The organism is Bradyrhizobium hipponense (assembly GCF_008123965.1).
Taxonomy (GTDB): Bacteria; Pseudomonadota; Alphaproteobacteria; order Rhizobiales; family Xanthobacteraceae; genus Bradyrhizobium; species Bradyrhizobium hipponense.
Window position 1 is genome coordinate 1 of the sequence record NZ_VSTH01000121.1, and the last position, 12,852, is coordinate 12,852.

At 65.8% G+C, this 12,852-nt stretch carries 7 protein-coding genes; all 7 read right to left on the reverse strand.

The window, feature by feature from the left end; all coding sequences use genetic code 11:
- Positions 1–54 precede the first annotated feature (54 nt).
- The 7 genes from FXV83_RS30625 to FXV83_RS30655 all read right to left on the reverse strand — a co-directional run bounded on the left by FXV83_RS30625 (position 55) and on the right by FXV83_RS30655 (position 12,672).
- The gene (locus FXV83_RS30625) at positions 55–1,266 is read right to left on the reverse strand and encodes an ABC transporter substrate-binding protein (RefSeq protein WP_148743312.1); all 1,212 of its coding nucleotides are present in this window, start codon (positions 1,264–1,266) and stop codon (positions 55–57) included.
- 112 nt (positions 1,267–1,378) lie between these two features.
- Complete coding sequence (locus FXV83_RS30630; RefSeq protein ID WP_148743313.1) at positions 1,379–2,896, reverse strand: FAD-dependent oxidoreductase; 1,518 nt, start codon at positions 2,894–2,896, stop codon at positions 1,379–1,381.
- Between the two features lie 322 nt (positions 2,897–3,218).
- Entirely contained in the window at positions 3,219–4,046 is an 828-nt protein-coding gene (locus FXV83_RS30635; protein ID WP_148743314.1) for an HD domain-containing protein, read from the reverse strand.
- Between the two features lie 217 nt (positions 4,047–4,263).
- Positions 4,264–5,142 (reverse strand): transglutaminase family protein, encoded by an 879-nt coding sequence (locus FXV83_RS30640; protein WP_148743315.1) that lies wholly within the window; start codon positions 5,140–5,142, stop codon positions 4,264–4,266.
- Positions 5,139–7,652, reverse strand: coding sequence for a circularly permuted type 2 ATP-grasp protein (locus FXV83_RS30645; RefSeq protein ID WP_148743316.1), 2,514 nt, complete (start codon positions 7,650–7,652; stop codon positions 5,139–5,141). The genes FXV83_RS30640 and FXV83_RS30645 overlap by 4 nt, the downstream gene beginning before the upstream one ends.
- A 27-nt stretch (positions 7,653–7,679) precedes the next feature.
- A complete protein-coding gene (locus FXV83_RS30650) occupies positions 7,680–10,955 on the reverse strand; it encodes a transglutaminase family protein (RefSeq protein WP_148743317.1) in 3,276 nt (1,091 codons plus the stop codon).
- A gap of 193 nt (positions 10,956–11,148) precedes the next feature.
- On the reverse strand, positions 11,149–12,672 hold the full coding sequence (locus FXV83_RS30655) for a UxaA family hydrolase (RefSeq protein WP_148743318.1): 1,524 nt from the start codon (positions 12,670–12,672) through the stop codon (positions 11,149–11,151).
- Between the last annotated feature and the right edge of the window lie 180 nt (positions 12,673–12,852).

A 12,852-nucleotide genomic window follows, 5' to 3' on the forward strand; every position in this document is an offset into this window, starting at 1 on the left:
CCCACAAGGGGAGAGGGTGCACCGCTTCTGCGGCCGCTCCCCGACCTGCGCGCCTCACGTCCCCCGCAACAGCTCGCTCGCCACGATCCAGTCATTGCCATCGAACTGAAGCATATAGCCGTCCTTGATCGGGCGGAAATCCTGCGGCGTGGTGTTGAGGGTGATGCCGGGCATCAGCAGCGACAGCGGCACGCTCTTCAGGCTCGCCGCCTGCGCCATGATGTTCTCGCGCGTCAGATTGTCCTTGCACTGCTTCAGCACGACGACCAGCGCCTCGGCGACGGTGTAGCCGTAGAGGCCAGCGACGTTGTTGACGTCGGCATTGGGCAGGCGCCGCTTCATGAAATCCATATAGGCCGACATCGCCGGATCGTCCTTCGGCTCGGCCGTGAACGGCTTGAGCGAGCCGAGCGAGAGCACGCCCTTGCCGGCATCGACCCCCGCCGGCACCATCACGGTGGCCTTGTTGGCGCAGCCTGAGGCGAGGAATCGCTGTGGCTGCCAGCCGACCTCGTGGGCTTTCCGGATCGCCTGCGCGCAGGCGCGCGGCGTCACCGAATAAATCATGAAGACATCGGCCTTGGTGCTCGCGAGCGTCAGCACCTGGGAATCGACGGTGGGATCGGCAACCTCGAAGCTCGAGGCCATCGCGATCGCCTTGTCGGCATCAGCGCCGAGCGCCTCCTTGACGCCGCGAAGATATTCCTTGCCGGCGTCGTCGTTCTGGTAGAGCACCGCAAAGCGCGCATTCGGGTTCTTGGCGCGGGCATAGGCGACGTCGATCGTGGCCTCACTGGTGTAGTTCGGCGCCCAGGGCAGCGCCATCGACCAGGGCATGTTGGCCGGATCGTTCCACTTCGAGGCCGAGCTGATCAAGAACAACTGCGGCACCTTGCTGCTGTTGAGGTACTTTGCGATCGCCGAGCTCGGCGCCGTGCCCATGGTCGCGAAGATGAACGCGACGCCATCGCTCTCGACCAGCCGCCGTGCCGCCTCCATGGTCTTGGGCGGCGAGAACGCATCGTCCAGCGAGATCAAGTTGAGCTTGCGCCCGTTGACGCCGCCCTTCTCATTGACCTCGTCGAGATAGCCCGCGATCACCTTGCCGGTGATGCTGAGCGGCGACGCCGGCCCGCTATAGGGCATGGTATTGCCGATCTTGATCTCGGTGTCGCTGACGCCGGGACCGTAGGATTTTTGCGCGGAGACGGGTGTGGACAGACCGGCGGCAGCCAGCGCTGCGGCCAGGACCAGAGCGGCTTTCATGGTTTCTCCCCGATGACAATCGTCCGCGCGAGGCAAACGCACGGCGTGCTGCTTTTGGTCAGCGCGTCAGATCAGCGGAGTTCGGCAAGACGGTCTTGCGTCGAGTTGCTGGTTACGACTGCTCCATCGCGAGCTCAGCCTCGAGATTGTCGAGATCGCGGTAAATTGAAGCGACCGCCAGCACGCGGCCGCCCTTGCGGTATTTCAGCAGGCAGTCCTTGCCGGCGATGCTGCCGGCGATCGCGATGTCGTCAAAGCTCTCGGCGTGGCCGACATAGTTGATCGGCACATCGTAGTGCTGGCTCCAGAAGAACGGCACCGCATCGAAGCGCTCGCGGGCGCCGAGCATGTTGCGCGCCGCGGTCTGGCCCTGGCGTTCCGCCACCACCCAGTGCTCGACGCGGATGTTTTGCTTCGAATGCGGATCGGGCCAGCGCGCGATATCGCCGGCGGCGTAGATGCTTGACACGCTGGTTTCGAGATATTCGTTGACGCTGACGCCGCTATCGATCGCAAGTCCGCCTTGCTCGGCCAGCGCAAGGCGCGGCTTGACGCCGATGCCGACCACGACGAGGTCCGCCTCGACGACACCGCCGCTATTCAACGTCGCGCGCGTGCCGTCGATCCTCTCCACCGTGTCCTCGAGGTGGAAATTGACGCCGTTCTCTTCATGCAGCGCACGAACAAAGTCGCCCATCTCGGGCCCCAGCACGCGCTGCATGGGTCGCTCCTCGGGCGCGACCACGTGGACTTCGAGCTTTCGCGCCCGCAACGAGGCTGCGACCTCGAGGCCGATGAAGCTGGCGCCGATCACGAGCGCCCGTCTCGCCCCACCTGCCGCCTTGATGATGGCGCGGCTGTCGGCGACCGAGCGCAAGGTATGGACATGCGGCTGTTCGGCGCCGGGAATCTGCAATCTAACCGGCTCGGCGCCGGTCGCCAGCAACAGCCGGTCGAATGGCAATGTGTCGCCATTGCCCAGCATCACGCGGCCTGTCTTCGGATCGATCGCGGAAACGTTGGTGTTGAGCCTGAGGTCGATGCCTGCATCCCGAAAATAATCCTCGCTTCGCAACGGCAGCCAGTCCTCCGGCGCGTTGCCGGCAAGATAGTCCTTGGACAGGTTCGGCCGGTCGGCCGGCATCGCGCCGTCGTCGCTCAGCATGGTGATGGCGCCGGCAAAGCCTTCGCGCCGGAGCATCTCGGCCGCCGCGAATCCGGCCGCGCCGCCGCCGACGATGACGAATTTCTCCGGCATCGGCGCCGCACGATGAGGCGCCGGGGGCGCCGGCATCTCGCGCTTGCTCTGAACCAGGATCCGATCCCGGTCGCGCGTCACCTCCCACACTGCCAGCGCGTTCAGCGCCGGCGGACGCGTGGGCTCGCCGGTGCGCAAGGAGAAGCAGGCGTGATGCCAGGGGCAGCGGATGGTGTCGTCGACCACCAACCCTTCGGCAAGCGGTCCGTGGTAGTGGCTGCAAGAGGGCTCGATCGCAAAGATCTCACTGCCCGCCTGCACCAGCAAGACATCCTCCGCACCGACATGGCCGAGCAGCTTGCCGTGCTTGAATTCGGTCAGCGAGACGCCCTTGGTCAGGTCAGGTCCGCTCGGCTTGCTCTCCTCGTTCATGGTCGTCTCCTTCGCAGCTCAGCACAGGATTCGGACGGCGCTGTCAGCGAAAAGTTCCCGGCGGCGGCAAAATCAGCTCATCCGGCCGCTTTGCGCACATCGCCCGCCGCGCTGTAATCGCGATAGGCGATCTCGAGGAACTCAGTGGTGACCGTTTCTTGTTGCATGATTTGCTCACGGAGCTTTGCGAGGCCGTAGCTTTGTAGCCCGGATGGAGCGCACAGCGTAATCCGGGATTCGCGGATGCAGGCGTCCCCGCATTGCGCTTCCGCCTTCGCTCTTCGAGCTACGGCGGACAAGTCGCTCCATGCGGGCTACGGGGCTATTTCTGCGGCCCTGACAGCGATATCTCTCGCTCGGCGCGAAACACGTTGCTGTAGAGGTTGGCAATCCATTGCCGGCCGATCTCGGTCTTGTTGAGATAGCCGATCTCGGTCTGGATGTGCGGCGCGACGCTGTTCCAATAGAATTGTGGATAGCGATTGACGATGTCGGCGGGCGAGTCGTAGCCGAGCTGGCGGTTCATGCCCACCTCCTCGAACTCGTAGTAAAGCGCGTTGGCCTTGCGCAGATAATTGGGATCGCCGAGTTGTCCGATGAAGTCGGCAGCGCGCAGGATCGAGGCATCGTCATCATAGTCCTGGCCTTCCCGGGCCGGAAACCGCGTACCCTCAATGGCGCGGGCAATGCGTTCCGGATCCAGTCCGGGGATATGTCGCAGCCGCCGCGTCACATAGAGCTTCGAGCGGTCGACGTGATACATCATCAAGCTCGCGTCCGACGCACCGCGCGGCAATGATACCTTGGTATCGGCTGCATCGATCACGAAGCCGTCTTCGTCATCCTCTTTGAACAGGCCGCGCACGTAGCCAATGTCATGGGCGAGGCAGGCGATCAGGACATGGACGTAATCCTCGGCCGACAGGTGGGTATGGAGGCTGCGGCCACTGAGGATGGAATGGCCCGCAAGCGTCACCAGCATGGTATGCTCGATATTGTGATAGAGCGCATCGCTGTTGCCGATGCATTCCATCGCGGTGCGGGTCGCGCTCTCGACGATGCTTGCGGAAGTCTCGTCGTACCGGCGACGCATGAACGAGCCCAGCAATTTCTCCAGGGTTTCGGCTGCCAGTTTCGGCAACGTGATCATGGATGCAGCCCTGCCTGCCGGTGGTGTCCCACGCCAACTCCCGACGTCTCGTTCGCGTCCTCGACGCAAAACCAGCATAGCCCATCTTCAGGAACTGACCAAACCCCGGGACGAAAATCCGGAAATATGTTACCGTCCCGCTTCGCAACATCACGGTTGCTGTCACAGTTCAATACACCCTGCGGTGCGCCCGCCGCGCCGGGACGGCGAACCACGCTTACTCCACCAGCAGCACGTCGACGGCGACGCCGAGCTTCTGCTTCGGTGAGCCGACGATGATGCCGTCGACCGGCGAGACATCTGAGAAATCGCGGCCGACCCCGAGCACGATGTGATCGTTGGCGACCAAGAGATCATTGGTCGGGTCTAAATCGACCCAGCCGAGCTCCGCTCCGCACCACAGCGACACCCAGGCATGGGTGGCGTCGGCGCCTTGCAGGCGCGGCCGGCCCGGCAGCGGAATGGTACGCAAATAGCCGCTGACATAGGCCGCGGGCAGACCGAGCCCGCGCAAGCCAGCTATCATGACATGGGCAAAGTCCTGGCAGACACCGTGACGCTTGTCGAAGACCTCGTCGAGCGGCGTCGAGATCGCCGTCGCCTTGGGATCGTAGCGAAACTCGGTGCGGATGCGATGCATGAGATTGACGGCGCCGGCGAGAATGCCCGTCTCGGGCGCAAAGCTCGCCTCCGCATAGGCGCTGACGGGCCGCAGCACCGGCACAAGGGGACTTGCAAAGACATAGCCCACTGGCGAGGACGGCCCGAGGCTCGTCGCCTCGAAGGCCAGGTCGCGGATGCCCTCCCAGGACAGGCTCGCGGCGTCACGCGGCGGCGTCTGGCGCGACACCGACACGCGCGAGCGCGAGTCGATCCGCAAGGTGCGATGCGCGGCCTCGATCACCACACTCTCGGTCAGCGTGCCGAAGAAATCGCGCCGAACGTTGCGCTCCGCCGGGCGCGGCCGAATCTCGACATTGTGTGAGATCAGCTCCTGGCCGCCGCCGCTCCTCGGCTCCAGCCGGAGCGTGCAGCGGGCGAAGCTGACCGCGCTCTCGTACTCGTAGGTGGTGACGTGACGGATGTCGTAGATCACGCCAGCCCCGTCAGCTTTTCCGGACGGCTGGCATTGGGACCATGCGGGAAATAGTGCAGCCCGATTGCCTCGGCGAGGCTGAGCAGGTCCTGCTCCAGCGCGAACAGCGTCTTGACCTCGAGCTTCTCGGCTTCGGCGGTCGCAAGCATCGCCTGCACCGCGACCGCGAGCCGCTGCGGCCGCTCGATCAGGCCGTGTTCCTTCAGGCTCGGCAGCGCCGCGATGTGCTCGTTCAGCATCGTGACCTGGAATGCGACCGAGCGCGGGTTGTAGCCGTCGAGCACCGCAAGGTCGCGCACCGGGGCCAGGATCGGCGCCAGCAGATAGCGCGAACGGTAGGTGATCTGTGAATCCACCAGCGTCAGCAGGATATCGAGATCCTCGTCGCAGGCCTCGTCATAGGCGAACTGGCGCGCGAAGCGCGTGGTGTTGATCGCGCGCTCGGCACGGCGGCCGATATCCAGGAAGCGCCAGCCCGCGGCGCGGTTCATGTTCTCCTGCGCTAAGCCGGCGAAGCTCGCCAGCTCCTGCAGGGTCAGTTCCGCGGCGCTCAGCACGCTGTCGTCATCCTCGACCTCGTAAGCCAGCCGCTCGGCCATTTCGGTAATGACCTGCCAGGCATCCGGCGACAGCCGCTCGCGCAAGGAGGTCGCCGTTCGCTGTGACGCGCGCACCAGCGACAACGCCGAGCCGGGACGCTCCGCGCCCTGCAGCGCTTCGGCGGCGATGCGCCCGGGTGCCGCGCGCGAAGCTTGCGAAATCGCGCCCCAGGACACCAGCATGCGCTGGATGCGTTCGATCGACTGCATCGTGGCCGAGGTGCCCTTGTTGGGCCCGCTTGGCGAGCTCAAGGCGCGCACCAGGCGCAGCGTCGCCTCGGCGCGTTCGAGATAGCGGCCGAGCCAGAACAGATTGTCGGCAGCCCGGCTCGGCAGCACGCCCGCGATGCGGCGGATCCGCACCTTGTCGGTCGCCGGCAGCAGCGTCGCGGCCTGGACCTGCTTGTCCGAGACGACCCAGACGTCGGCGGCGCGCGCGCCGTCGCCCATCGACACCGCGCGCGCATCCGCCCGTTCGGCGATCCGGCAGAAGCCGCCGGGCATGATGGTCCAGCCATCGGCCGTCGCGGCCGCGAACACGCGCAGCACGAAGGGGCGCGGCGTGAGCTGCCCCTGCTCCCAGACCGGCATGGTCGAGAGCCGCACCACCTCCTGGCCGACATAGTCCATGCCACGGCCGTTGATGGAGTCGACCAGGCGCCGGCGGCCGCTTGCATCGAGCTCGCTCGCAAGCACCGGTCCGTTGCTGTCGAAACCCGGAACGCCGCGCCGATAGGCGCCTCCGATCGCGACTTCGTCGAGCCGCGACAGCACCTCGTCGCGCGCCGAACGTTGGCCGCACCACCAGGTCGCGATATGCGGCATCTTCAGCTCTTCACCGAGCAGGCGGCGGCTCAGGGCCGGCAGGAAGCCGAGCAGCGCGCGGGCCTCCAACACACCGGAGCCGGGCATGTTGGCGACGACGACGCCGTCCTTGCGCAGCACGTCGATCAGGCCGGGCACACCCAGCCGCGAGGAGGCATCGAGCTCGAGCGGATCGAGCGAGTTGGAATCGACGCGGCGCAACAGCACGTCGAGCCGCTTAAGTCCTGCGACGGTACGGATGTGGACGCGGTTGTCGCTGACGGCAAGATCGTCGCCCTCGACCAGCAGGAATCCGAGATAGCGTGCCAGCGTCGCATGCTCGAAATAAGTCTCGCTGAAGCTGCCGGGCGAGAGCACGCCGATGCGCGGCTCGTCGCGGTCGGCGGTGGCGCGAAGCGAGTCACGAAAGGCCTCAAAGAACGGCGCGACGCGCGGCACCTTCATCGACTTGTAGAGATCGGAGAAGGCGCGCGAGAGCACCAGGCGGTTCTCCAGCGCGTACCCCGCGCCCGATGGCGCCTGCGTGCGGTCGCCGAGCACCCACCAGCGGCCGTCGGGCCCGCGGCCGACATCCGCGGCATAGATCGAAAGATAGCGCCCGCCGGGCGGCGGGACGCCGCAGACGGGCCGCAGATATTCGGCGCTGCCGGCGATCGCGGCCGCGGGCAGCGCGCCCTCGGCAACCAGCCGTCCCTCGCCATAGATGTCCCGCAGCACCAGCTCGAGCAGCTCAGCGCGCTGCTTGATGCCGGCGGTGAGCTGGCGCCAGTCGGCCTCGTCGATCAGGAGCGGCAGGTGGCTGAGCGGCCAGGTTCGATCTGCGGCATCGCCCGGAGCGCGGTAGGTAACACCGGCCTCGCGCAAATGCCGGTCGGCCATGGCGAAGCGCCGTTCGATCTCGTCGGGCGCGAGCGCGCCGAAGGCATCGAGGAAGCGGCTCCAGACCGCGCGCGGGGCCCCGTCGGGGCCGAGGAATTCGTCGGGGATGCCGGGCAGGCGGCTATAGTCGCGAACCCATTGCGCGACGCGGCTCTGGCCGGACGCCCTGCCCGCCTGGTCGTTCTCTTCGGCTGCGCGCTCGCCCATGCGAGTCTCCTTGCCCTACCCCCATACTCATTGCAGGAGCGGCGTTCGCAAGTCGAGGGTCAGCGGAAACTCATTTGTGCGTTCCTCCGGCGGCGGCCGGATTGGCCCGGGCGTATGGCCATGGTCCTGGAAGCGCGCCAGCCGCCGCGCCTCGGCCTCGTAGGTATTGACGGGCTTGGTGTCGTAGCTGCGGCCACCGGGATGGGCAACGTGGTAGACGCAGCCGCCGAGCGAGCGGCCGTTCCAGGTGTCGATGAGGTCGAAGGTCAAGGGCGCATGGACCGGAATGGTCGGGTGCAGGCCGGAGGCCGGCTGCCAGGCCTTGAAGCGGACGCCGGCGACGGCCTCGCCCGAGCGGCCGGTCGAGGTCATCGGCAGGCGCCGGCCGTTGCAGGTCACGACATGGCGGCCCTCGACGAACCCCTCCGCCTTGACCTGGAGCCGTTCGACCGAGCTATCGACGTAGCGCACCGTGCCGCCGGCCGAACCCTCCTCGCCGAGGACATGCCAGGGCTCCAGCGCCTGGCGCAATTCCAGCGTCACGCCGCCATGGTGGACGCGGCCGAAGGCGGGGAAGCGGAATTCGAGCTGGGCCAGATACCATTCCGGTTCGAACGGATAGCCGGACTGCTTCAGCTCCGAGAGCACGTCCAGAAAGTCCTCCCAGATGAAATGCGGCAGCATGAAGCGATCATGCAGCGCGGTGCCCCAGCGCACGAACTTGCCGGCTTGCGGCTCGCGCCAGAGCTTTGCGATCAGCGCGCGGATCAGGAGCTGCTGGGCCAGCGACATGCGCGGATCGGGCGGCATTTCGAGCGCGCGGAATTCGACGAGGCCGAGCCGCCCCGTGGGGCCATCCGGCGAATAGAGCTTATCGATACAGATCTCGGCGCGGTGGGTGTTGCCGGTGATGTCGACGAGCAGGTGCCGGAACAGCCGGTCCACCAGCCACAGCGGCGCCTGGTAACCCGGCGGCGGCACGTGCGAGAGCGCGACCTCGAGCTCGTAAATGCTGTCGTGGCGCGCTTCGTCGATCCGTGGCGCCTGGCTGGTGGGGCCGATAAACAGGCCGGAGAAGAAATAAGAAAGCGACGGATGACGCTGCCAGTACAGGACCAGGCTCTTGAGCAGATCAGGTCGGCGCAGGAACGGCGAATCCTGCGGGCTAGAGCCGCCGACCACGACGTGATTGCCACCGCCGGTGCCGGTGTGGCGGCCGTCGACCAGGAAGCGGTTGGCACCGAGACGAATCTTGGCGGCATCCTCGTAGAGCCCGACGGTGATGTCGACAGCCTCACGCCAGCTCTTTGCCGGTTGGACGTTGACTTCGATCACGCCGGGGTCGGGCGTCACCTTGATGACGTCGACGCGCGGATCGAACGGCGGCGGATAACCCTCGACATGGACTTGGAGCTGCATCTCCTCGGCAGTGGCTTCGAGGGCCGCGACCAGCTCGAGATAATCCTCGATCCGCTCCACCGGCGGCATGAAGGCGCAGAGCACGCCGTCGCGGACTTCAACCGACATCGCGGTGCGGACCGGCTCCGGCGCATCGGGATCTTTCGGCGCGACCCGTGATGCCGGCGCTTCCAGGCGCTGCATGCGGCCGAACACCGGCAGCTTGCTCCGCGGCTCCATCGGATCCTGTTCGACGATGTAGGGATAGCGATCGGGCGGCACATATTCGAGCGCGGCGAGCGGCAATCGCAGGCCGAGCGGGGAATCGCCAGGCATCAGGAACAGGTGGTTACGGCGCAGATTCCAGCGCTCGCTGCGCCAGCGCGGCGCCTCCGCGTTCCAGCGCTGCACCGGCAGCACGAAGCCCTTTGGCGTATTCAGCCCCTCGTCGAACACCCGCGCCATGCGCGCGCGCGCTTCCGGATCGGACAGCTTGGAGTCGGATGGATCGACGTTGACGGGAAGCTCCCCCTCCTTCTGCAGCCAGTAGGCAGGATCTTCATAGGCCGGCATGATGTAGCCGGGATCGAGCCCGAGCCGTGCCACCGTGCCCTGCATGAAGGCTTCGGCGTCCTTGACCGCGGCGCGCCGCGGATTCTCGATCTTGGCGATCAGGTCGGCATTCTTCCAGATCGGCACGCCGTCCTTGCGCCAGTACAGACCGAACGCCCAGCGCGGAAGGGTTTCGCCGGGATACCATTTGCCTTGGCCGTAGTGCAGCAGGCCGCCGGGCGCAAAGCGCGTGCGCAGGCGGCGGATCAGATCGTCGGCAAGCGCGCGCTTGGTCGGACCGACCGCCTCGGTGTTCCATTCCGCCGCTTCCAGATCATCGACGGAGACGAAGGTCGGCTCGCCGCCCATGGTGAGCCGCACATCCTGCGCGGCGAGATCGCCGTCGACCTGCTCGCCGAGATCGTTGAGCCGGGTCCAGGATTCGTCGGAGAAAGGCTTTGTGATACGCGGCGCCTCGCGGATGCGCCGGACGCTCATGTCGAAGGCAAACTCGACCTCGGCAAAGCCGGCGCCGCCCGAGATAGGCGCCGCGGAACGGTAATGCGGCGTCGCGGCGACCGGGATGTGCCCCTCGCCCGCGAGCATGCCCGACGTGGCGTCGAATCCGATCCAGCCTGCGCCGGGCAGGTAGACCTCGGCCCAGGCGTGCAAATCGGTGAAGTCGCTCTCGACCTCTGGCGGCCCCTCGATCGGATCGATGTCGGGACGGATCTGGATCAGGTAGCCGGAGACGAAACGGGCAGCCAGCCCGAGATGGCGGAAGGCCTGGATCAGCAGCCAGGCGGAGTCGCGGCACGAGCCGGCGCACGACGACAACGTCTCCTCCGGCGTCTGCACGCCCGGCTCCATCCGGATGACGTAACGAATTCTCTCGCGCAGCTCCCTGTTGAGATCGACCAGGAAGTTGACGGTGTTCGGAGCTTCGTGCGGGAGCGTGTCGAGATATTTCGCAAACAGGCGGTCGGGCTTGATGGTCTCGAGATAAGGCGCGAGCTCCGTCTTGAGATCTTGCGGATACTCGAACGGAAAGCTGTCGGCGTAGGGCTCGACGAAGAAGTCGAACGGATTGACCACGGTCATTTGCGCCGTGAAATCGACCTCGATCTTCAGCTCCGTGGTCTTCTCCGGGAAGACGTAGCGCGCCAGCCAATTGCCTTGCGGATCCTGCTGCCAGTTCACGAAATGATTTGATGGCGTGACCTTGAGCGAATAGCTCAGGATCGGCGTGCGCGTGTGCGGCGCCGGCCGCAGCCGAATGGTCTGCGGGCCAAGATCGATCGGACGGTCGTATTTGTAGTGTGTGACGTGGTGTAATGCGACGTAGATCGACACGGGTTGCGGTACTCCAGCAGCTTTTTTGAGCAGAACACCGCTGGTGATCGCGATCAAGCACTAACAACGGGCAGCACGTGCCTACGAAGTATCCGCCGTAGCCCGGATGGAGCGCAGAGCAATCCGGGGTTCTTCATCCGCGGATTGAATCGTCCCGGATTTCGCTTCCGCTCCATCTGGGCTACCGGGTCCGTCACATGGTCGCGCCAAGCACCCAGGGGGCGAACTCGGCGCTGCCGAAATCAAAGCTCTCGCTCTTGGTCGGCTGGCCGGAGGCGGTCTTCAGGATGAGATCGAAGATGCGCTGGCCGCATTGCTCGACGCTCTCCGCACCTTCGAGGATGGTGCCGCAATTGACGTCCATGTCGTCTTCCATGCGCTTGTACATGGGCGTGTTGGTGGCGAGCTTGATCGACGGTGCCGGCTTGCAGCCGAACACGCTGCCGCGCCCGGTGGTGAAGCAGACGAGATTGGCGCCGCCGGCGACCTGCCCGGTCGCAGCGACCGGGTCGTAGCCGGGCGTGTCCATGAACACAAAACCCTTCTTGGTCACCGGCTCGGCGTAGCGCAGCACGTCGACGAGGTTGGTTGTGCCGGCCTTGGCCATCGCACCGAGCGACTTTTCGAGAATGGTGGTGAGGCCGCCCGCCTTGTTGCCGGGGCTCGGATTGGCGTTCATCTCGGCGCCTTCGCGTTCGGTGTATTCGTCCCACCAGCGCATGAGATCGACCAGCTTCTCGCCGACCTCGCGGCTGACGGCGCGGCGCGTGAGCAGATGCTCGGCGCCATAAGTCTCCGGCGTCTCCGACAGGATCACGGTGCCGCCGTGACGCACGATCAGATCGCTCGCCGCACCAAGGGCTGGATTAGCCGACACGCCGGAATAGCCGTCCGAGCCGCCGCATTGCAGCGCGACGGTAAGCTCGCTCGCTGGCACGGACTCGCGCTTGACCTTGTTGGCGTCAGCGAGCGCCTCGCGCACGAAGGCAATGCCCGCCTCCACGGTCTTGCGGGTGCCGCCGACCTCCTGGATATCCATGGCGCGCAGACGCCCGGCAAGCTTCTGCTCCTCCATCAGGCCGCCGATCTGGTTCACCTCGCAGCCGAGGCCGAGCACGATGACGTGGGAGAAATTGACGTGCCGCGCATAGCCGCCGAGCGTGCGGCGGAGCAGCGCCAAGGGCTCGTTCTGGGTCATGCCGCAGCCGGTCTTGTGAGTCAGCGCGACCACGCCGTCGACGTTGGGAAAATCAGCCAGCGGATTGTCGCCACTGAACGGATTCTTCTTGAAGACGTCGGCGACGAGGCTGGCGACATGCGCGCTGCAATTCACCGAGGTGAGGATGCCGATATAGTTGCGCGTAGCGACGCGGCCATCCGGGCGCCGGATGCCTTCGAAGGTCGCCGGCAGGTCGAAGTTCGGCGTCGGCCTGACGTCGGCGCAATAAGCGTAGTCCTTGGCGAAGTCGCCCATGCCGCAGTTCTGGGTGTGCACGTGCTGGCCCGGCGCGATTGGCACCGTGGCGAAGCCGATGATTTGGCCATAGCGCCTGACCGGCTCGCCAACTGCGATCGGCTTGATCGCGACCTTGTGGCCTGAGGGAATGCGCTCGACCGTCGTCACGCCGTCGGCCACCACCGTTCCGGGCGGCAGGCTGGCGCGCGCGATCAGCACGCCATCATCGGGATGCAGGCGGATGACGGGGCTGACGGTCATGGGTATCTCCTTGGTCTTCTTACTTCACCTCTCCCCGTTCTTACGTGGAGAGGTCGGATCGCTCCCGGCGATGCGAAGCATTGTCCGGTACGATCCGGGTGAGCGCAAGCCGCGCGCTCGATCGTTAGTTCAGTCCGTTTTGAGAGAGGCCCCTCACCCCAACCCTCTCCCCGCAAGAGC